Origin of the sequence: Blautia difficilis (assembly GCF_014297245.1) — a bacterium.
In the GTDB taxonomy this organism is placed as follows: domain Bacteria; phylum Bacillota; class Clostridia; order Lachnospirales; family Lachnospiraceae; genus Blautia_A; species Blautia_A difficilis.
This window is the reverse complement of sequence record NZ_JACOQG010000017.1, coordinates 46798-68429: the sequence shown is the minus strand read 5'-3', so window position 1 is coordinate 68429 and position 21632 is coordinate 46798. Positions and strand designations below refer to the sequence as shown.

Below are 21632 nucleotides of genomic sequence, written 5' to 3'. Positions count from 1 at the left end.
AGTTATAGATACAGATCCACAGTGCCTTTTCAAAATATATCAGAGATGGAAATAAATACCCAGTGTTAACTGGGAGAAAGGAAAAATCCAATTACCATCTAAGATAATTGGATTATACGAGAATTTATGAGTATATTAAATGTAGAACACCTGACTCACGGCTTTGGTGACCGTGCGATTTTTAATGATGTGTCCTTTCGTCTGCTGAAAGGTGAGCATGTGGGGCTTATCGGAGCCAACGGCGAGGGAAAATCTACCTTTATGAATATTATTACCGGAAAATTAATGCCGGACGAAGGCAAAGTGGAATGGGCCAAAAATGTCCGGGTTGGATATCTGGATCAGCACACCGTACTGACTTCCGGAATGACTATCCGCCAGGTACTGGCCTCTGCCTTTGATTTTCTGTACGATATGGAAAAACAGATGAATGAAATCTGTGAAAAAATGGGCGATGCTACTCCTGAAGAACTGGAGCAGTATATGGAGGATCTGGGTACCCTCCAGGATCTGCTGACCATGCATGATTTCTATATGATCGATGCCAAAGTTGAGGAAGTAGGCCGGGCACTGGGACTGACAGAAATCGGTCTGGACCGTGATGTAACAGAATTATCCGGCGGGCAGCGTACCAAGATTCTGTTGGGCAGGCTTCTGCTGGAGAAACCGGATATTCTTCTCCTGGATGAGCCCACTAACTATCTGGATGCAGAGCATATTGAATGGCTGAAACGTTATCTGAATGATTACGAAAATGCCTTTATCCTAATCAGCCACGATATTCCATTTCTGAACAGTGTGATCAATCTAGTCTATCATATGGATAATCAGGAATTGAACCGCTATGTAGGCGATTATGATAAATTTCAAGAAGTGTATGCTATGAAAAAATCCCAGCTGGAGGCCGCCTACAACCGACAGCAGAAGGAAATTGCAGACCTGAAGGATTTTGTAGCCAGAAATAAGGCCCGTGTTGCCACCCGCAATATGGCTATGTCCCGTCAGAAAAAGCTGGACAAAATGGATATGATCGAACTGGCTGCTGAAAAGCCAAAACCGGAATTCCATTTCAAGGAAGGCCGCACCACCGGCCGCATTATTTTTGAAGCAAGGGATCTTGTCATCGGATATGACGAACCGCTGTCCAAACCTTTGAATCTGACCATGGAGCGCAAAGAAAAAGTAGCCCTGATCGGTGCCAACGGCATCGGTAAGACTACTCTGTTAAAAAGTATTCTGGGATTGATCCCGCCTCTGTCCGGCGAAGTAGAACAGGGGGATTACCTGGAGATCGGTTATTTCGAACAGGAAATGTCCGGTTCCGGAGATAACAGCTGCATTGATGAAATCTGGCAGGAATTTCCTTCCTACACCCAGTATGAGGTACGCTCTGCTCTGGCAAAATGTGGTCTCACCACCAAACATATTGAGAGCCGTATCATGGTTTTAAGTGGCGGTGAACAAGCCAAGGTAAGACTTTGCAAATTGTTAAACAGACCTACCAATGTACTTTTGCTGGACGAGCCAACCAACCATCTGGATGTGGCTGCCAAGGAAGAATTAAAGCGAGCCCTGAAGGAGTACAAGGGAAGTGTCCTGATGGTCTGCCATGAGCCGGAATTCTATGAAGGCCTGGCTACCCAGGTCTGGGATCTGTCTCAATGGACCACCAAGCTCTAAATAAATGTAAAAAAAGCTGCCATCAGGCAGCTTTTCTGTTCAAAACTCCCATCAGGCAGTCCGAATCTTTCACTCAATCCCACTCATAATTTCTCAGATGTCCGGCCAGATTCATATGGTCAAAATGATTCTGACGCAGTGCCTCATAAAGAACAATAGCTACAGAATTACTCAGATTCAAAGAACGGATATCTCCGATCATAGGAATCCGCACACAGGTATCCTGATGGTTCACAAGAATATCCTCCGGGATTCCTGCACTTTCTTTGCCAAACATAATATAACAGTCTTCCTCATAATTAACATCCACATAGGTCTGGGGAGCTTTTGTAGTGGCATAATAAATCTTTGCTCCCGGATTTTTCTGCAGAAAATCCTCATAATCCAGATAGGTAGTTACATCCAGGTCCTTCCAGTAATCCATTCCTGCACGCTTCAGCGCCTTCTCGCTCAGGGAGAAGCCCAGTGGCTCGATTAGATGAAGTCTGGTGCCTGTTGCCACACAGGTACGTCCAATATTTCCTGTATTTGCCGGAATCTCCGGCTCATGAAGTACAATATTTAACTTTGCCATTTTATTAGTCCTGTTCTTTTTATTTCTTTTGTTTCTTGCACACTTTATATAATTCGTCTTCTGCCGGTCGTTCCAGATATCTTGCATTCCCACCGCTGTACAGCAGACGATCATTTCCGGCATTGGTCTGTCCGATCACTGCAGCTTCATAGCCTGCATTATGAAGTTCCTGAACTAATGCCTCTCCGCCACAGATTCCAATAAGCACAGATCCATGTGAACACAATTTATATGGATTAAGATCAAATATTTCACAGACCTCTATCGTTTCCTGACGGACAGGTACCTTACGGAAATCCACAGTCAGTCCCACCTGGGAAGCCTCTGCCACTTTCCAGAGGGCACTTAAAAATCCCCCTTCGCCCATGGCATAGAGAGCACTTGCACCTGCCTGCACAGCCATCTGCCATATACTGCTGCCTTCTGCTTTTTCCTCCAGATGAAGATTACTCATATCTCTGCCTTCATGGTCTTTTTTACTGAATCCGTATTCCTGCTGCAACAACATACAGTCACAGACAAAGCCTGCTGAAAATCGCTCTGACAGTTTCTCTCTCTCCTGTTTTGCAATACGTGAAGTTCCTCCCAGTGCCACCGGACAGGCCACAACCAGTTCATCTCCCGGCTGCAGGCATCCGGTAACCTCTGCCTGTAATGCTTCCATTGCTTTTTGTCCCAGTCTCATTGTACTGCCCCTTAATAAACCAGAAGAGATAATACCATCGGCACTACCATCGCCAGCACCAGAATCACAGCAATGATCGCACAGATCACTTTACGGTTTTTTGGATTAAACATTCCCATTTCTGTCACCTCGTTTTAATAACAACTCTCAGAGTTACCTCTGAAATTAAAAATTTGTTCTGTAACATCCTCCACATAAGCATTGTTATCCAGAGGATCCTTGCGGTTATAGTCAAAATACAAAGCTCTGCCGTTTCCGAACACTTCCACATGGGCATTTTTCGGTACATGTGCCCGCTTTCTGTAGTCCCATACAAGCTTTTCATAGGGCTTCTGATCCCCGGCAAATCCCGGACGACTCTTCAGATTTTCTCTCAGATAAAGATCCAGTATCATTCGGTCAGCTACCTCTGCCCTGGAAATTCCCGGTACAGTCTCCAGATATTCCAGAAGAATTTCATACCGTCTCATTCTGGTATGAGAAACATCTCCATACCCTTTTTCCATATAAAAGATTCCAAGACCTTCATAAATAGAAAACGCATCCGGAAAAAAGCTCTCCGCATATTCCAGTGTTTTCTGGAATTGTCCACTATTATAATACACTTCCACCATATTTTCCACATTTTTCAATTTCAGAACATGATCATAATCCAGCCATTTTGTGGAAAGAACCTCATAGGGTTCCCGATTCTTATAGACAATGCCATATTCACGGCACATTTCCATCATATGCGAGCCTTTCAGAACTTTCAAAAATCCCAACTGAAGCTGCTGTGGTTTTAGCGCATAAACATCATTAAAAGAATTGCGGAAACTGTCATAGTCCTCATAGGGCAGTCCTGCGATCAGATCCAGATGCTGATGGATATTTCCAAAGCTGTGGATACGGTCCACAATTCCTTTCAGCTTTTCAAAATCCATTGTTCTGTGTATCGCTTTAATTGTATCCGGATTTGTGGACTGTACTCCGATCTCCAGCTGGATCAGACCTGGGCGCATGGTTGACATTTCCTGCAGTTCCTCTTCTCTTAACAGATCTGCTGATATTTCAAAATGAAAGTTTGTTACCCCATTGTCATGATCATTAATATACTTCCAGATTGCCATCGCATGATCATGTTTACAGTTAAAGGTACGATCTACAAATTTCACCTGCGGAACCTTATGATCTATAAAAAACTGCAGTTCCTTTTTCACCATCTCTATATCCCTGAACCGCAGCTTCTTATCTACAGAAGACAAACAATAGCTGCAGGAAAAGGGACATCCTCTGCTGCTCTCATAATAAATAATCCTGTTCTTAAACTCTGACAGATCTTTGTAAATAAAGGGAATACTGCTGAGATCCATGATCTGACGCCATCCATTATGTATGATCTTCTCTCCGTCTCTGTAGCAGATTCCTGTTATATTTTCCAGTTTTTCCGGATTCTTCTTAACATAATATCCTGAAAGTTCCTGAAAAGTTTCTTCCCCTTCTCCTACCATAACTCCTGTAAATTCCGGATTCTCTGACAGAAATTTCTCCGCATCATAAGAAACTTCCGGACCGCCGGCCCAGAAGTCGGCGTCCGGAAGAATCTTTGCCAGATCTGCCATCAGTTCTTTTACAAAAGAAATATTCCAGATATAACAGGACACACATACCACATCCGGATGCTCCAGATAAATATCACGCATGATATCATCTTTCTGCTGATTGATCGTATATTCTTTCAATATGATATGGTCTGTATATTCAGATGCATATGCCTGCAGATCATAGACTGCAAGATTGGAATGAATATATTTGGCATTGCATGCCGCTAATAAAATCTTCATAAAGCTTTAGCCTTCCAGTGCACTCTTTAAGTCTTCTTTGGAAGTAAGACCTACAAAACGCTGCACTTCTGCCCCATTCTTAAACAGGATCAGTGTAGGGATACTTACAACGCGAAACTGCTGTGCAAGCTCCATATTCTGATCTACGTCTACTTTTCCTACTGCGTATCCCTCTTCTGCCAGTTCTTCTACAATCGGACCCTGACGCATACATGGACCACACCATGTTGCCCAGAAATCAATAAGAACCGGTTTCTCAGATTTTAATACTTCTGTTTCAAAATTTGCTGTTGTAATCTCTTTTGCCATAATTCATATCTCCTTTGCTTATTCTTTATAAAAATTTACAATGTAAGTTCTCTGATTTTATAATATCAGCACTATAACTCTGTTAAATTTTCAGTTTTTATTTTAAAGCTCTTACATACTTTCCTGCATTAATACCAGCCTGTGCTCCCTCATAGACAGCTTTCGCCACCTGAAGAAGTCCACCTGTACAGTCACCTGCCGCATAGAGTCCTGGGATGGTTGTTTCCATATTTTCATTAACTTTAATGTTGCCTTTTTCAGTAAGTTCGGCTCCCATCTGGCGGGCAATCTCAGTACTGCCTGCAGTTCCCATTGCTATAAATACACCATCTGCAGGACAGAAATCATTTGCCTGCTGACCTGCTTCTGCATTTATTTCCTCCACCTGCACATCAGGTTCAAGACGGATTCCGGATACCAGATCATCGCCCTCTACAGACTGGATCTTCATTGTGTTTACACTGATATTCTCTTCAGGTGTAAATTCCGGTTCTTCACCGTTGGTATAAATGGTTACTGTAGAAGCAGTATTGGACAATTCCTTTGCTTCATGCATGGCGAAATCACCATTTCCCAGAACTGCCACATCCTTGCCTCTGTAAAAGAAAGCATCGCAGATTGCACAGTAACTGACACCTTTTCCCTCAAACTCTTTAACACCCGGAATCTTCGGTGCAGCACGTTTGCTTCCTGTTGCAAGGATCAGACTCTGAGTCTCCAATTCACCTTCTGTAGTTTTTACCACAAAAGTATCAAACCCACCGACTCCCAGAACCTGTGCATCCAATATTCGTACGCCAAGCGCTTTCGCCTGACTAATTCCTGTGTCATATAGTTCCTGACCGGACAGAGGATGTTCCAATCCATAATAGTTTTCTATTTTCTCTGCTTTTTCCAATGCACCGATCCCATTATTGATCACCAGGGGATCCAGATTTCCACGAACTGCATAAAGCGCAGCGGAAATTCCTGCAGGTCCGGCACCTATGATTATCACTTTTTCCAAATTCTGTCACCTGCTCTCTGTGATTGTTTTCAATATACTGTGATATATCATCGTTACTGTTCACTCTGTTCTCAGTAACTTATTATCAGCTATTGTTACTATACTACGTTTTCTGAAAAAAATCCATGATTTTATTTGGATAATTTTGGTATAATTTGGTTAAGGTCCCCACCCACTGCTTATTGCTTTTTGTAACCTCCGCAGGGGACTTACTTGATTCGATTAAATAAGTTTCTCGATTCAGCGACATAATAAATAAAAGCGAAGTGCTGTTCACTCATGAACCATGCATTTCGCTTTTATACATTATTTTGTATGATTTATTTATCCAACCAGAGGATATTTGTCTGTAAGTTCTTTGACGATTGCCTTTGCCTTTTCCTGGCTGCCTTCTTCTTTTAAGGTCATAGCAATTGCTTCTGCGATCTTGTCCATATCTTCCGGTTTCATGCCTCGTGAAGTAACTGCTGCTGTTCCGAGACGTACACCACTTGTAACAAATGGAGACTGAGGATCATTGGGAATTGCGTTCTTATTGCAGGTGATATTTACTTCATCAAGAAGATTCTCCATTTGCTTGCCTGTAACGCCCAGACTTCTGAGGTCTACAAGCATCAGATGATTGTCCGTACCACCGGAAACAATATCAATTCCTCGTTTCTGGAGTCCTTTGCAAAGTGCCTGCGCATTCTCAACGATCATCTTTGCATATTCCTTAAATTCCGGCTGAAGTGCTTCTTTGAAACATACTGCCTTGGCAGCGATCACATGCATCAGAGGACCACCCTGGATTCCAGGGAATACTGCTTTATTAAAGTTGAATTTCTTTGCATTCTCTGCACTGCTTAAGATCAGACCGCCTCTTGGTCCACGCAGAGTTTTGTGTGTGGTTGTAGTTACAACGTCTGCATAAGGAATCGGGCTTGGATGCTGTCCACCTGCTACCAGACCGGCAATATGCGCCATATCTACCATCAGATAAGCCCCAACTTCATCTGCAATCTCACGGAATTTCTTAAAATCTATAACTCTGGCATAGGCACTTGCACCTGCTACGATCAGCTTTGGTTTATTCTCAATGGCGATTCTTCTGACCTCTTCATAATCGATCACACCGTCATCATTTACTCCATAATATACGGGCTTAAAGTAGGTTCCGGACATATTTGCAGCACTTCCATGTGTCAGATGTCCGCCATGGTCCAGATTCATACCCATTACTGTATCTCCCGGCTGCAGCATTGCAAAAAAGACTGCCATATTTGCCTGTGCTCCGGAGTGTGGCTGTACATTTGCATATTCACATCCGAATAATTCTTTCGCACGTTCGATCGCAAGAGTTTCTACCTCATCTACACAGGAACATCCGCCGTAAAATCTCTTCCCCGGATATCCTTCCGCATATTTATTCGTAAGAGGGCTTCCCATTGCTGCCATAACTGCTTTACTTACCCAGTTCTCTGAAGCGATCAGCTCAATATGGGAATTCTGGCGTGCAAGCTCCGCCTTGATCAGGTCTGCAATATCCTTGTCTGTCTTTGCTACATCGTCGATTGAATACATCTTAGTAATCCTCCTTTGTTATAAGCTCAGTAATTATCACGATTATAACCAATTCCTTCCGTTGTGTCAACCACAAAAAGACATTTGTCCGTGTAGTAAAAATATTTTGTTATTTTATTATTTTTTGACTATTTTCCCATTATTTGTTTTAATATAAAGAGGAAGTCCCACCTGCTACCTGTTACGTTTTACACTCAACGCAGAGGACTTACCTGATTCGTTTAACCTGTAAAGCTATAGGAGGTCTTTTACATATCATGAGAAATTTTGAATATTATACACCAACCCAGGTTGTTTTTGGCAAAGATACCCACCTTCAGACAGGTTCCCTGCTGAAGAAATATGGTGCAAAAAAAGTGCTGATCCATTACGGTGGTCAAAGTGCTGTCCGTTCCGGACTGATCGATGAAATCACTTCTAACCTGAGAGAATCAGACCTTGAATATGTCACTCTGGGTGGTGTGGTTCCTAATCCACATCTCTCCAAAGTCCGCGAGGGAATTGAGTTATGCAGAAAAGAAAATGTAGACTTTATTCTTGCTGTAGGAGGTGGAAGTGTTATTGACTCTTCCAAGGCTATCGGCTATGGTGTTGCAAATCCGGACAACGATGTCTGGGATTTCTGTCTGAAAAAGGCTGTTCCAACCGGTTGTCTGCCCATCGGTGTCATTCTTACAATTGCAGCTTCCGGAAGTGAAATGAGCAGTTCCAGCGTTATCACCAATGAAGAAACCGAGGAAAAAAGAGGCTGTGCAAAGACTGATTACTGCAGACCCAAATTTGCCATCTTAAATCCACGTCTCACCTATACACTTCCTCAATATCAGACAGAAAGTGGATGTGTGGATATCCTCATGCACACTATGGAGCGATATTTTGTAAATATTGAAACTATGGAGATCACAGACAGTATCAGCGAAGCTCTGATGCAGACGGTCATTTATAATGCCCGTATCCTTATGAAGGAACCGGAAAACTACAGTGCACGGGCAGAAATCATGTGGGCAGGAAGTCTCTCCCACAATGGTCTGACCGGATGCGGTACCGGGGGCGGTGACTGGGCCTGTCATCAGCTTGAACACGAACTGGGCGGTGTCTACAATGTAACCCACGGTGCAGGTCTTGCTGCCATCTGGGGAAGCTGGGCACGCTATGTCTACGAGGTAAATCCTGAACGTTTCGCTCAGTTTGCCACTAACGTATTTGACATTCCATGTGGAACTGATTATAAAGAAACAGCCCTTGCAGGAATCGTAGCAATGGAAAATTTTTTCCGTTCTGTAGAAATGCCCACCAGTTTACACGAACTGGGTCTGGATCTCACAGATCAGCAAATTCATGATCTGGCATTCAAATGCAGTTTCGAAGACACTCGAACCATCGGAGTCTTCAAGCAGCTCAATATGAGAGATATAGAAAAAATCTACCTTATGGCAAGATAAAGTAAATTTTGTTATAACTTTCTCTTTTTTCGCAAAAATCATAAAAATTACTTGCATTCAAACAATCAATATGCTATGATAAGGCCTGTGATACAACAAATCACAGACCAAATGCCCAGATAGCTCAGTTGGTAGAGCAGAGGACTGAAAATCCTCGTGTCGCTGGTTCGATTCCGGCTCTGGGCATTTTTTTATTTCATTTTTTATTGTCTTTTTATTGTCTTATCTGGTTTTCGGCGGTATAATTTTCTTACTGCTATCATGAAATTTTGTATCAATATCCCATCATATTATCTGATTTTCCCATATTAATACATAATTTACTGGAGCAACTTACGCATAAAGAAAGGAATCAAACTCATGAGTGACTTAAAATTAGAGACTAAATGCCTCCATTCCGGTTACACCCCATCAAAGGGTGAACCTTGTGCACTTCCAATCTGTCAGAGTACAACATACAAGTATGATACTACTGATGAAATGGGACAGCTTTTCGATCTGAAGGCAGAGGGTTATTTCTATACCCGTCTGCAGAACCCCACAAATGATGCTGTAGCAGCAAAAATTGCAGATCTGGAGGGTGGTGTTGCTGCAATCCTTACTTCTTCCGGACAGGCAGCTAATTTCTACGCAGTTTTCAATATCTGTGAAGCTGGAGATCATGTGGTAGCAGCCTCCACCATTTACGGAGGAACCTTCAACCTCCTGGCTGTTACTTTCAAGAAGCTTGGCATTGACTGCACTTTCGTTGACACCGATGCAAGCCCTGAAGAAATCGCAGCTGCCTTCCGTCCGAATACAAAAGTACTTTTCGCAGAAACCATCGCAAACCCGGCTCTGGTAATTCTGGATATTGAAAAATTCGCTAAGGTTGCTCACGAACATGAAGTTCCGCTTATTGTAGACAACACCTTTGCTACACCTGTAAACTGCCGTCCTTTTGAGTGGGGCGCTGATATCGTTACCCATTCCACAACCAAATATATGGACGGACATGCTGTACAGGTCGGCGGTGCTATCGTTGACAGCGGTAACTTTGACTGGGATGCCTATGGACACAAATATCACGGACTGACTGAACCGGATGAATCTTATCATGGTGTTATTTATACGAAACAGTTTGGAAAGAAGGCTTATATCACAAAGGCAACCTCTCAGCTGATGCGTGATCTTGGCTCCATCCCGTCTCCTACAAACTGCTTCCTGTTAAACCTGGGATTGGAAACTCTTCCTCTTCGTGTAGAACGTCACTGCTATAATGCACAGAAGATCGCCGAATTCCTGAATGCCCATGAGAAAGTGTCTCACGTAAACTATGCAGGACTTCCTGATGACAAATACTATACACTTGCTCAGAAATACATGAACGAAGGCAGAACCTGTGGTGTTATCTCCTTTGAGCTGACAGGCGGTCGAGAAGCTGCAGTCCGCTTTATGGACAGCTTAAAGCTTGCCACCATCGCAACTCACGTAGCAGCATCCAAAACCATGATCCTGCATCCGGCAAGCCATACCCATCGTCAGATGAACGATGAACAGCTTGCAGAAGCCGGCGTATCACCTGGAATGATCCGTCTCTCTGTTGGTATTGAAAATGTGGATGACATTATCGCTGATATTGAACAGGCATTACAAAACGCATAAAAGATAATTTCAAAAAATCCGGAAGAACTTCCGAAATGATCACAGATATAACAGATCATTTCCAGATTCTCCCGGATTTTTATTTTCAGGTCAAGCGGATATTCGCAATCCGCTTTGCTACTTGCTCATAACCGAATAACTGCTTCGCAGTTTATCAGAAGGAGCTTGCACTCCTCCTGATACAAGCAAGTCCCCACCCACTGCTTATTGCTTTTCGCAATTGAATCAGGGGACTTACTTGATTCGGTTAAATTCTTTCTTATTTTCTACTTTAACAAATAAACATCTGTATAATATACCCCTTTGTCCTCCCCTTCCTGATGGGTAGCAACATAAATATCTATACAATTATGTTTAATCGCACCACCACAGTCCTCTGCAACATAAACCTGTCCATTGATCACAACCTTAGACCCATATGGAATCTGTGTAGGGTCCACCGCAATCGTACGGTTTGTCGTAGCAGTCACCCCTGTAGAAGTAATGCCATTTGCCCAAGGGCCACAACAAATACTGCAGGGACAATAATGAGTAATCTTAAAGGTTCCCAGCGGAACCAGTGACGCATCTGAAGACACAGCTACCGGAGTTCCCACCTGCACTCCATCCACAGACTCTCCCTTTGAAGCAGTTACGCCATCCACAGCCTCTGCAAAAACACCTTTGCCTTCACTCTTATGAATTGTTCCTGCTTCTTCACCGTCTACTTTAGCGACCTTTGACTCCTCTGTTTTCTCCTCTGCTGCAATATTCTCCAGAACACTGGTTGGAATATATCCAATGCCTCTTTTCCCATTCTCTTTTTTATAGTAAATCTGACTCCAGATACCGTTCACTGTAGCCAGGCGCTTCACTTCATCTTCCTGAATGACCTCACCTACTACCTGTCCATCCTTCTTTCCCGGATAATCCAGAATATCACTGTCCTTCAGTGCTGTAAAAGTTCCCTTTGCCTGAGCAACCTGATCACTGTCATTGATATGTTTTGTGGGCACATAGCCACTGATCTTCTCCGTACCCTTTTTACTCTTTTTCTCATAAGTCACTTTACTCCAGCCATTATCACATACGGCCACTCTCTCAACACCGGTACCAAGATACACTCTTGCAAGCTTCTTTCCGTTTTTCCCCGGCATAGAACGTATATAAGTCGCCTTTGCAGAAACAGAAACCTTATCCGACTTGGCAACTGCAGTTACCTTCTCTCCACTTCCATTATCAATCTCAAAGGTCTGCGGTGTCTTATTATCCTGCTTATAAGCATTAATTGTCCCCTCATAATCCAGAATATCCGCAGAAACTGTTGTCGGTAAAGTAAGCATACTGCAAACTAATAATACTAAAATTTTTTTCTTCATAAACTGAGCCTCAACTCCTTTATAGTCTCTCTCCGTCTGTCCTATCATAGCACACCCCCTCCCAATTTGCAATTTTCCACCCCCATCCTTCACGGAATCTTCATAAACTATATTGCTTCTATGATTTCTATATTCTATAGTAACATCATCATAAAAAATTTCAAAATTGATAAAAAAACATTTGACAAACCTGTCATTCTATAGTAATATATATTTTGTCGCTGAGGTAATAACTCAACCGACATCACAAATGCGATAGTGGCGTAGTTGGTAACGCGCGACCTTGCCAAGGTCGAGACCGCGGGTTCGAGCCCCGTCTATCGCTCTCAGAGCATCAGCTAGAGCTGATGCTTTTTTTGTCCCCTTCTATGACTTTCCATAATTATAGCAATCCCATATCCGCCAATAACATCTATAGCCAATGTCCTTGATTAACATCCCTGGGTCAAGCGTATATTCGCAATCCGCTTCGCTACTTGCTCATAACCAGCGCAGGACATTATATGTTTTTGCCCGCATTTGCAGGAGTCTTAGAAAAAGTTAGCGCCAGGAAATCTGCGTTATGTAAAAAAATTTCACTGTCTGAGCCGCATTTGCGGCGAGTTTGAAATTTTTTACATGTTTTTAGCAGATTTCCTGGCGCTTAATTTTTCTTAGGCTCCGAAACCGCGGACAAAAACATATAATGTCCTGCGCGTCCCCATATCAAGGACTTAGTGATGGAACAATCTGATACCAGTAAAGCTCATCACCATTCCATACTTATTGCAGGTCTCGATCACAGCATCATCACGCACTGATCCACCCGGCTCAGCAATATACTTCACACCACTCTTATGCGCACGTTCAATATTATCACTGAATGGGAAGAATGCATCAGATCCCAGTGTAACATCAGTCATCTGATCCAGCCATGCACGTTTCTCTTCCTTTGTAAATACTTCCGGTTTCTCTGTGAAAGTTTTCTCCCACATACCGTCAGCAAGTACATCCATATATTCATCCCCGATATAAACATCAATGGCATTGTCACGCTCTGCACGGGAAATGGTATCTTTAAATGGCAGATTCAGCACCTTCGGACACTGACGAAGGAACCAGTTGTCTGCTTTCTGTCCTGCAAGTCTTGTACAGTGTACACGGGACTGCTGACCTGCACCAACACCGATAGCCTGTCCATCTTTTACAAAGCATACAGAGTTGGACTGTGTATATTTCAGGATGATCAGAGAAATCTTCATATCACGTTTTGCTTCCTCTGTAAGCTCTTTATTCTCTGTCACAATATTGGAGAGCATTGCATCATCAATCTCAAGTTCCTGACGTCCCTGCTCAAAAGTTACACCAAATACTTCTTTGTGTTCCAACGGAGCCGGTACAAAGTTCTCATCGATCTGGATCACATTGTAGTTTCCTTTTTTCTTCTGCTTCAGGATTTCCAGAGCTTCCTCTGTGTATCCAGGTGCAATGACACCGTCAGATACCTCTCTCTTGATCAGAAGTGCAGTATCTTTGTCGCACACATCAGAAAGAGAAATGAAATCACCAAAAGAGGACATTCTGTCAGCACCGCGGGCTCTTGCATAAGCACATGCTAATGGTGAAAAATTCTTCCAGTCCATATCATTTACCCAGTAGATCTTTGCCAGAGTCTCTGTAAGAGGAAGTCCTACAGCAGCACCTGCAGGAGATACATGCTTAAAGGATGTTGCTGCAGGAAGTCCTGTAGCTTTTTTCAGATTTGATACCAGCTGCCAGCCGTTGAATGCATCCAGGAAATTGATATATCCCGGTCTTCCCGAAAGGATTTTCACCGGAAGCTCGGATCCGTCTGCCATATAAATTTTTGCAGGTTTCTGATTCGGGTTACAGCCATATTTTAATTCGAATTCTTTCATTATATAAATCCTCCGTATGAACCAAATAAGTATTTTAAAATTAATTCCTGTAAATAATTTCTTACTGCGAAAGCATCGTCTTATGTCCACAATAATCTATGAGCACTATCTGTACTCAGTAAGTGACTATTATTTATTCTTATTAATGATCTTGCTCTCGTACTTACCTGTCTCAATATCAATATATCTTACAAACAGAGATACTTTGTTATCTTCGTTCAGGCTATTCCAGAGAAGTTCTGCAAACTCATCCATATCATCTGGAATTGCTACCAGTTTCGGCTCACCCTCAAAGCTTGGAAGTGGATTTCCGTCACATTTATAAGTATGGATAAAATGTCCCTCTCCTGCAATGGCATTCTCATATGCAAATGTGTATCTGTTACATGCATCCGGATTTCCGTTGTTGCTCTTGAGAATTGACATTGCATAGTTAAATTTTCCGTTCTCTACATGCATAACACCGGAGATACGAGGTGTATAGTTCGGACCGTCCGGCTCAAATTCTCTGCTTCTTAAGGACTGCTCAAAAGTAAGCTGATGATCCATTCCCTCATAAATAGTGTCTGTCTGATCTCCGTTAGTTACGATTGTTTTGTTTCCCAGTACACGTACAGGTGCATAGATGATCAGACTCGGATCTGTAAGCTTGGACGGATCAAATGCCTGGGTACGGATTCCCTCTCCATCCTCTACAAATACTCTGTTTCTGCTGTTCTCGCTTCTGCCCATGATGAAATAAGCTGTCACTGCTTTCTTACCGTCTGCGGAACGTCCGATCACAATTCCTCTTCCAGGATAGGAATTCTCTTTCAGTTCTTTTTCCAGTGATAACATTTCCATAATTTTTCTCCTTTTCGTTAAAAATAAGGTTAAAAAAAGCCTGGGAAACCTATTTATTCATTGAATAATTTCCAGGCTGCCCAGGCGGTCGGCTCATATATTTGCTGCACTCCCTGTAGGTAATCCTACTTCCGCCAGTCATGCAGACACTGTCGTGAAAACTCACACACTGTTATTATAGTACAATACTTCTTTACATATTTCAAGGCATTTTTTTTGTTTCATGCTTTTTTTCATACTTTTTTTCAAAAACAATAGTATATACCATTACTGAATATTCTTTAATTTATAGTCAACCTCAATCTGTGAAGCAATATCAGCCTTCATTTGAATCCATGCATCCAGATTCTCCACATAATATTTTGGACAGTTCTTTCCTGTCACATCATAATGACGGATCACATTTTCAGAAGTAAGTCCGAATCGCACACATAACCATGCTGTCAGTTTTACAGCCGAATCATAGGTTGCATCATTGAATTTTCCCGTCTCATCCTGGTGACAACACTCGATCGATACGGTATCCACATTACGGGAATTTGTCGCATAAGACATCTCCGATGTAGGAATGCACTGTACCACCTCTCCATCAAGGCCAATGACAAAATGACTGCTTACCTTTGTCTCATGTGTATTTGCCAGATTCTCAAAATAATTTCTGTTGGCCATTGCTGTTGCCCCTGGGTTCGCAGTATAGTGAATTGCAATATATTTTACGCTTTCAATGGGAATCTGCGGTCTGGAGTATTCATTGGGAGTCAGCAGCTCCACATCAATATAGGGAGCCCCTTCTTTCTGCCACTGCTCAGGACCGCTTCCTGAATTTTCCTGCTCCAGAAGTACTTCCTGCTCTTTTCTTTCCCTCTCCTGCATATTATTTATTCCATACCAGCATCCCATACTTACTCCCACCATCAGGATAATGCATATTAGCAGCATCCTCAGATTTCTCTGTCGGACTCTGCTGTTTTTCCCTGATTTCCTGGAAGATTTTTTTCTGCATCCAGCACTGGTTTTTGATTTTGAAACCGATTTTCTCTTTGTTTTCGCAGATCCGGTACTTTTTTTACCGCTCCGATTCTTTTGTATCATAGCTTTTCTCTGCCACCCATTTCCTGGAATTCGTTTTTTCTATTATACCATTGAATTCCTTTCTTTTCACTATCAAAACCGGTAATTCCACAAAAATACCCCGGCAGATCCACAGGACCTCCGGGGTATCATTCATTATTTATTTATCATCTACACTATAGTTTGGAGCTTCTTTGGTGATATGAATATCATGTGGATGAGATTCTTTCAGAGAAGCAGCAGAAATCTTGATAAACTTACCTGTAGTCTTAAGAGTTTCAATATTCTCTGCACCGCAATATCCCATACCTGAGCGAAGACCACCCATAAGCTGGAATACAGTATCCTCTACATGTCCTTTATATGCAACACGTCCCTCTACACCTTCCGGAACAAGCTTCTTTGCATTTTCCTGGAAATAACGATCTTTACTGCCGTTCTCCATAGCAGCAATAGATCCCATACCACGGTATACTTTATATTTACGTCCCTGATACAGTTCAAAAGTTCCCGGGCTCTCATCGCAGCCTGCGAAGATACTTCCCATCATACATACATTTGCACCAGCTGCAATTGCCTTGGTAACATCTCCGGAATATTTGATACCGCCATCTGCAATGATCGGGATTCCATAACGATTAGCAACCTCATAACAGTCCATTACTGCAGTAATCTGTGGTACACCAATACCTGCAACCACACGTGTGGTACAAATAGATCCAGGTCCGATACCAACCTTAACTGCATCTACGCCTGCATCGATCAGAGCCTTGGTAGCTGCTCCTGTAGCTACATTACCTGCAATTACCTGAAGATCCGGATATGCAGCTTTAATTTCACGGACAGCCTTCAGAATATTCTCTGAATGACCATGTGCAGAATCAATTACAATTACATCTACACATGCCTTCACCAGCGCATCTACACGTGCAAGTACATTAGCTGTAATTCCTACTGCTGCACCGCAGAGCAGACGTCCCTGCTCATCTTTGGCAGCCAGAGGATATTTGATCTGTTTTTCAATATCCTTGATTGTGATCAGGCCTTTTAAATTAAAATCATCATCTACAATGGGTAATTTCTCTTTACGGGATTTGGCAAGGATTTTCTTTGCCTCTTCCAGAGTGATTCCCTCTTTGGCTGTGATCAGTCCCTCAGAAGTCATGCACTCTTTGATCTTCTTGGTAAAATCTGTCTCAAACTTCAGATCTCGGTTTGTAATGATACCAACAAGCTTTCTGCCCTCTGTGATCGGTACACCGGAGATACGGAATTTTGCCATAAGCTCATCTGCATCTTTCAATGTATGCTCAGGGGATAAATAGAAAGGATCTGTGATAACACCGTTCTCAGAACGTTTTACCTTATCTACCTCTTCTGCCTGTGCCTCGATGGACATATTTTTGTGAATGATACCAATACCACCCTGTCTTGCCATGGCAATTGCCATACGATGTTCGGTAACTGTATCCATTCCTGCGCTCATCATGGGAATGTTCAGTTTGATCTTTTTCGTTAAGTACGTTGTGACATCTACCTGATTCGGAATTACTTTTGAATAAGCCGGAACTAACAGGACGTCATCAAAAGTAATACCTTCACCAATGATAGTACCCATTGCATTTCCTCCCTTGCGTATGTGAAATTAGTAAGTATAGAAAAAACTTCGGCCCGAAAGGACCTTCCTAAATAGAAAATAAAAATAAGGAACCAGTAACTGGCCCTTTATTTTTATCAAGTGTAACAAAAATTAGTTAGCGTGTCAATCCAAAAATACTTTGCTTGGTGCAGTTTTTTTCATTGCCTGGGCAAGAGCCTCATCCGGCTCCAGAATAATCTTACATGTAGCATTGTCCAGTCTGGTGATCACACCAAAACGTTTGTGCTGTGGATTTCCTGATGAATAGTCAAGAACTTTCATGTTCTGGTTCCCATTATAATAGTCCATTCTGTGGGAATTTAACGGTGCCACCAGATCTGCCTCAGAAAGATTGAAGCTTTTTACCCTCTTTCTCTTTGACTTTGCCATAACCATATCAATGTCAAACTCTCCGTTCACAAACAGATATTCATACTCCACATCTGTCTTCGGGATTACAAAATAGCATGCAATTCCAAGTGCCACAGCAGCCAGCAGAATCAACGGATTAACAAAAATTCCTGCCAAAACTGCCAGTGCAGTCAGCACGATCAATCCATATTTCATGATACCGTCTTTTGCTGTGCTTTCTTTCTTTACCAGCAATTCTGAATAAAGATCACTCATCCTTATCACTCCTTTTCTTATTTTTCCGGTCTTCCGGATTATTTTATTAGGCATTATACCACAAAAGGGAACCAACGTCTATGACGATGATTCCCTTTACTGTGGTTTATATTGTTTAGACCACGCTCTTTGTGGATTACATCATTCCCATTCCCGGATTAGCAGCCGGTGCTGGTGTGTCTTCTTTAATAATTGCAACAGCAGATTCTGTTGTCAGTAAGGTAGACGCAACACTTGTAGCGTTCTGAAGGGCACTTCTTGTAACTTTTGCAGGGTCAAGGATACCTTCGCCTACCATGTCTACATATTTCTCATTAAGAGCATCGAAACCGATTCCTGGTTCAGATTCTCTTACTTTATTAATGATTACAGAGCCTTCCAGTCCTGCATTTGCTGCAATACGGAACAGAGGAGCTTCCAGAGCTTTCAGGATAATGTTTGCACCTGTCTTTTCATCACCTTCCAGAGTTGCTGCAAGTTTTGCAACTTCTTTGGATGCGTGGATGTAAGCAGATCCGCCACCTGCAATGATACCTTCTTCTACTGCTGCTCTTGTAGCTGCAAGAGCATCTTCCAGACGAAGCTTAGCTTCTTTCATTTCTGTCTCAGTGGAAGCACCAACACGGATAACAGCTACGCCGCCAGCCAGTTTTGCAAGTCTTTCCTGTAATTTTTCTTTATCAAATTCAGATTTTGTTTCTTCGATCTGTCCACGGATCTGTGCAACACGGTTTGCGATTGCTTCTTTGTCGCCCATACCATCAACGATAACTGTATTTTCTTTTGCAACTTTAACAGATTTTGCACGTCCTAACTGAGCCATTGTTGTCTCTTTCAGTTCAAGACCAAGTTCTTCGGAGATTACCTGTCCGCCTGTAAGGATTGCGATATCCTGAAGCATTTCTTTTCTTCTGTCGCCATATCCAGGAGCTTTTACAGCTACTACCTGGAAGGTTCCTCTTAATTTGTTTACAATAAGAGTTGTAAGAGCTTCACCTTCTACATCCTCAGCGATGATGAGAAGTTTTGCACCTGCCTGAACAACCTGCTCCAGTAACGGAAGGATTTCCTGGATATTGCTGATCTTTTTGTCTGTGATCAGGATATATGGATCTTCCAGATTTGCTTCCATTTTTTCCATATCTGTTGACATATATGCAGATACATATCCACGATCGAACTGCATACCTTCTACAAGGTCAAGTTCTGTGTGCATTGTCTTGGATTCTTCTACTGTGATAACACCGTCTTTGGAAACTTTTTCCATGGCGTCTGCTACTAACTGTCCAACTGTTTCATCGCTTGCAGAAATAGATGCAACGTTTGCGATCTGTTTCTTTCCGCTGATTGTCTGGCTCATATTTTTGATTGCTTCTACAGCTGTATCTGTAGCTTTCTTCATACCTTTTCTCAGGATGATCGGGTTTGCACCTGCAGCAAGGTTTCTCATTCCTTCATGAACCATAGCCTGTGCAAGAACAGTAGCTGTTGTTGTACCATCACCTGCTACATCGTTTGTTTTGGATGCAACTTCTTTGATCAGCTGTGCACCCATGTTTTCGAATCCGTCTTCCAGTTCGATTTCTTTTGCGATTGTAACACCATCGTTTGTGATAAGCGGAGCACCGTATGGTTTATCAAGAACTACGTTTCTTCCTTTCGGTCCTAATGTTACTCTTACTGTATCAGCTAATTTATTTACACCAGCTTCAAGAGCTGCTCTGGCTTCTGCGCCGAATTTAATTTCTTTTGCCATGATAATATGACCTCCTGTTTAAACTCTGATTATTTAACAATTGCAAGAATATCATTCTGTTTTACAATGATATACTCTGTTCCATCCATTTTTACTTCTGTTCCTGAATATTTGGAGTAGATAACTTTATCACCTACAACTACTTCCATTTTTACTTCTTTGCCATCAACAACTCCGCCAGGTCCTACAGCTACAACTTCAGCCTGCTGTGGTTTCTCCTGTGCCTGTCCCGGAAGAACGATTCCGGATTTTGTTGTCTCTTCTGCTTCAACCTGTTTTAATACAACTCTGTCACCTAAAGGTACTAATGTCATGATCTATGTCCTCCTTTATTCTCCAACTAAAACATTCCTGTTACCGTACCTTTTTTGTTATTGCAAAATATCCGGTAACTGTCTCGGCGCCTTGTCAGATTCTGCCGATTTCTGCTAGCACTCATTTACTTCGAGTGCTAATCACTGTCCATATAATATTGAAAACAAGTAAAATTAGCAACTTCACTGAGTATTATATAATTCAATATATACTCTCTTTTTCTAATTTATACTCTCTTTTTCTTTCTTTTTCTCAATTTCCAAATTATTTTATCCAAATGGGGAAAATCGCCTGCCAGGTTTGCGATGGTATAACTGATATACAATGATAAAGACTGCCCTCTATCCCATATTGTCTAAGGATAAAAGGCAGTCTTAAAACTTAACATTTATTCTCTTCCGGCTTATCTGATGCCATCAGCCTTTCTTGTTTCTCTGAGCCTTGATCTCCTCCAGCTCATCAAAGATCACCTCATTGAGAACCTTTATATAGGTTCCCTTCATACCTGAGGATCTAGATTCGATCACACCTGCACTTTCAAATTTTCTGAGAGCATTAACGATCACAGACCTTGTGATTCCCACCCGGTCAGCAATCTTGCTGGCTACCAGGATTCCCTCATCTCCGTCAAGCTCATCAAAAATATGGATAATCGCCTCCAGTTCTGAGAAGGACAAGGTATTAAATGCAGATTTCACAACCTGCTGTTTTCTGTCTTCCTCTGCGTTCTCCTCATGAACTGCACGCATCATCTCCAGTCCTACGACCGTGGTACCGTACTCACTGACAATGATATCCTCAATATCATAAGGTCTGTCAAATCGATACATAAATACAGTTCCCAGACGCTCACCTGCAATATCAATAGGATTAATAATCCCCTGATAGCTATTTGACACATGTTCAAAACCAAGTGTCTGCAGATTTACATTCTCTTTCGTTGATAAAACTCCCAGAAATCTCTCATTTAATAAAGTATCTACATATCCACCGACCTTATCCTCTATCAGTTCAGTAATCTCATCAACACCCGGACACAAACTGACGCCCAGAACCTTACCTTTCTTACTGAGTACCAGAATATTGGAACTCAAGGTCTCCATCAGTACCTGACAGATATCATTGAACACCACCTTGCTAGAGCTGCTGTTGTGCAGAAGCTTATTGATCTTTCTTGTTTTATCCAGCAACTGAACGCTCATATTGTCCTCCTTTCGCCTTTGTTATGGTTAATCATATATTTATAGTCTAATACTACACGTTTTGATTGAAAATTACAAGATAAATTTTACTATTTTTCATTTTATTTTTGCTTTTCTGAAAATAGATTTCTTTTCCAAATATTATTCAACAAATACATTTTCCCCGATGGTATAGATTTTCTGATATTAAAGTTAAA

19 protein-coding genes, 2 tRNA genes and 1 riboswitch are annotated in these 21632 nt (G+C 42.1%); of the genes, 5 read left to right on the top strand and 16 right to left on the bottom strand.

Annotated elements, in window-relative coordinates; all coding sequences use genetic code 11:
- The first annotated feature begins 126 nt into the window (after positions 1–126).
- Positions 127–1680, top strand: coding sequence for an ABC-F family ATP-binding cassette domain-containing protein (locus tag H8Z82_RS11075; RefSeq protein ID WP_186995140.1), 1554 nt, complete (start codon positions 127–129; stop codon positions 1678–1680).
- A 73-nt stretch (positions 1681–1753) separates the two neighbouring features.
- Here H8Z82_RS11075 and H8Z82_RS11070 read toward each other — a convergent pair whose 3' ends face one another.
- The 6 genes from H8Z82_RS11070 to glyA form a co-directional block, all read right to left on the bottom strand.
- Positions 1754–2254, bottom strand: a complete 501-nt coding sequence (locus tag H8Z82_RS11070; RefSeq protein ID WP_019160987.1) for a tRNA (cytidine(34)-2'-O)-methyltransferase — start codon at positions 2252–2254, stop codon at positions 1754–1756.
- Positions 2255–2273: 19 nt separating this feature from the next.
- Positions 2274–2939 (bottom strand): AIR synthase-related protein, encoded by a 666-nt coding sequence (locus H8Z82_RS11065; protein ID WP_173743180.1) that lies wholly within the window; start codon positions 2937–2939, stop codon positions 2274–2276.
- Between the two features lie 134 nt (positions 2940–3073).
- Positions 3074–4762 carry a B12-binding domain-containing radical SAM protein gene (locus H8Z82_RS11060; RefSeq protein ID WP_186995139.1) on the bottom strand — a complete coding sequence of 563 codons (1689 nt, stop codon included), beginning with the start codon at positions 4760–4762 and terminating at the stop codon, positions 3074–3076.
- Positions 4763–4768: 6 nt separating this feature from the next.
- Positions 4769–5071, bottom strand: a complete 303-nt coding sequence (gene trxA / locus H8Z82_RS11055; protein WP_186995138.1) for a thioredoxin — start codon at positions 5069–5071, stop codon at positions 4769–4771.
- A 97-nt stretch (positions 5072–5168) separates the two neighbouring features.
- On the bottom strand, positions 5169–6077 hold the full coding sequence (locus H8Z82_RS11050) for an NAD(P)/FAD-dependent oxidoreductase (RefSeq protein ID WP_186995137.1): 909 nt from the start codon (positions 6075–6077) through the stop codon (positions 5169–5171).
- A 324-nt stretch (positions 6078–6401) separates the two neighbouring features.
- Entirely contained in the window at positions 6402–7640 is a 1239-nt protein-coding gene (glyA, locus tag H8Z82_RS11045) for a serine hydroxymethyltransferase (RefSeq protein ID WP_186995136.1), read from the bottom strand.
- A gap of 257 nt (positions 7641–7897) precedes the next feature.
- Here glyA and H8Z82_RS11040 point away from each other — a divergent pair, with 257 nt between their 5' ends.
- The 3 genes from H8Z82_RS11040 to H8Z82_RS11030 all read left to right on the top strand — a co-directional run bounded on the left by H8Z82_RS11040 (position 7898) and on the right by H8Z82_RS11030 (position 10726).
- Complete coding sequence (locus H8Z82_RS11040) at positions 7898–9082, top strand: iron-containing alcohol dehydrogenase (protein WP_186995135.1); 1185 nt, start codon at positions 7898–7900, stop codon at positions 9080–9082.
- A 113-nt stretch (positions 9083–9195) separates the two neighbouring features.
- Positions 9196–9268: transfer RNA gene (locus tag H8Z82_RS11035), tRNA-Phe, on the top strand.
- 174 nt (positions 9269–9442) lie between these two features.
- Positions 9443–10726, top strand: coding sequence for an O-acetylhomoserine aminocarboxypropyltransferase/cysteine synthase family protein (locus tag H8Z82_RS11030; RefSeq protein ID WP_186995134.1), 1284 nt, complete (start codon positions 9443–9445; stop codon positions 10724–10726).
- Between the two features lie 266 nt (positions 10727–10992).
- Here H8Z82_RS11030 and H8Z82_RS11025 read toward each other — a convergent pair whose 3' ends face one another.
- Positions 10993–12132, bottom strand: coding sequence for a 3D domain-containing protein (locus tag H8Z82_RS11025; protein ID WP_186995133.1), 1140 nt, complete (start codon positions 12130–12132; stop codon positions 10993–10995).
- A gap of 204 nt (positions 12133–12336) precedes the next feature.
- Between H8Z82_RS11025 and H8Z82_RS11020 the strand changes: the two genes are divergently transcribed.
- Positions 12337–12409: transfer RNA gene (locus H8Z82_RS11020), tRNA-Gly, on the top strand.
- A gap of 388 nt (positions 12410–12797) precedes the next feature.
- Here the strand turns inward: H8Z82_RS11020 and H8Z82_RS11015 are convergent.
- The 9 genes from H8Z82_RS11015 to codY all read right to left on the bottom strand — a co-directional run bounded on the left by H8Z82_RS11015 (position 12798) and on the right by codY (position 21435).
- Complete coding sequence (locus tag H8Z82_RS11015) at positions 12798–13982, bottom strand: phosphoribosylaminoimidazolecarboxamide formyltransferase (RefSeq protein WP_019160977.1); 1185 nt, start codon at positions 13980–13982, stop codon at positions 12798–12800.
- Positions 13983–14111: 129 nt separating this feature from the next.
- A complete protein-coding gene (locus tag H8Z82_RS11010; RefSeq protein WP_008705693.1) occupies positions 14112–14825 on the bottom strand; it encodes an IMP cyclohydrolase in 714 nt (237 codons plus the stop codon).
- Positions 14826–14896: 71 nt separating this feature from the next.
- A riboswitch (ZMP/ZTP riboswitch) is annotated at positions 14897–14977 on the bottom strand.
- A 115-nt stretch (positions 14978–15092) separates the two neighbouring features.
- The gene (locus tag H8Z82_RS11005) at positions 15093–15725 is read right to left on the bottom strand and encodes a peptidoglycan recognition protein family protein (RefSeq protein ID WP_330607941.1); all 633 of its coding nucleotides are present in this window, start codon (positions 15723–15725) and stop codon (positions 15093–15095) included.
- Entirely contained in the window at positions 15700–15828 is a 129-nt protein-coding gene (locus H8Z82_RS17575) for a hypothetical protein (protein ID WP_279289721.1), read from the bottom strand. Before H8Z82_RS17575 ends, H8Z82_RS11005 begins: the two co-directional genes overlap by 26 nt.
- A 228-nt stretch (positions 15829–16056) precedes the next feature.
- On the bottom strand, positions 16057–17514 hold the full coding sequence (guaB, locus tag H8Z82_RS11000) for an IMP dehydrogenase (protein WP_186995131.1): 1458 nt from the start codon (positions 17512–17514) through the stop codon (positions 16057–16059).
- Positions 17515–17658: 144 nt separating this feature from the next.
- Positions 17659–18162 (bottom strand): DUF6106 family protein, encoded by a 504-nt coding sequence (locus H8Z82_RS10995; protein ID WP_186995130.1) that lies wholly within the window; start codon positions 18160–18162, stop codon positions 17659–17661.
- 136 nt (positions 18163–18298) lie between these two features.
- Positions 18299–19918, bottom strand: coding sequence for a chaperonin GroEL (gene groL / locus H8Z82_RS10990; RefSeq protein WP_186995129.1), 1620 nt, complete (start codon positions 19916–19918; stop codon positions 18299–18301).
- 29 nt (positions 19919–19947) lie between these two features.
- On the bottom strand, positions 19948–20232 hold the full coding sequence (groES, locus tag H8Z82_RS10985) for a co-chaperone GroES (RefSeq protein ID WP_019160970.1): 285 nt from the start codon (positions 20230–20232) through the stop codon (positions 19948–19950).
- Positions 20233–20649: 417 nt separating this feature from the next.
- Positions 20650–21435 carry a GTP-sensing pleiotropic transcriptional regulator CodY gene (gene codY, locus H8Z82_RS10980; RefSeq protein ID WP_019160969.1) on the bottom strand — a complete coding sequence of 262 codons (786 nt, stop codon included), beginning with the start codon at positions 21433–21435 and terminating at the stop codon, positions 20650–20652.
- Positions 21436–21632 lie beyond the last annotated feature (197 nt).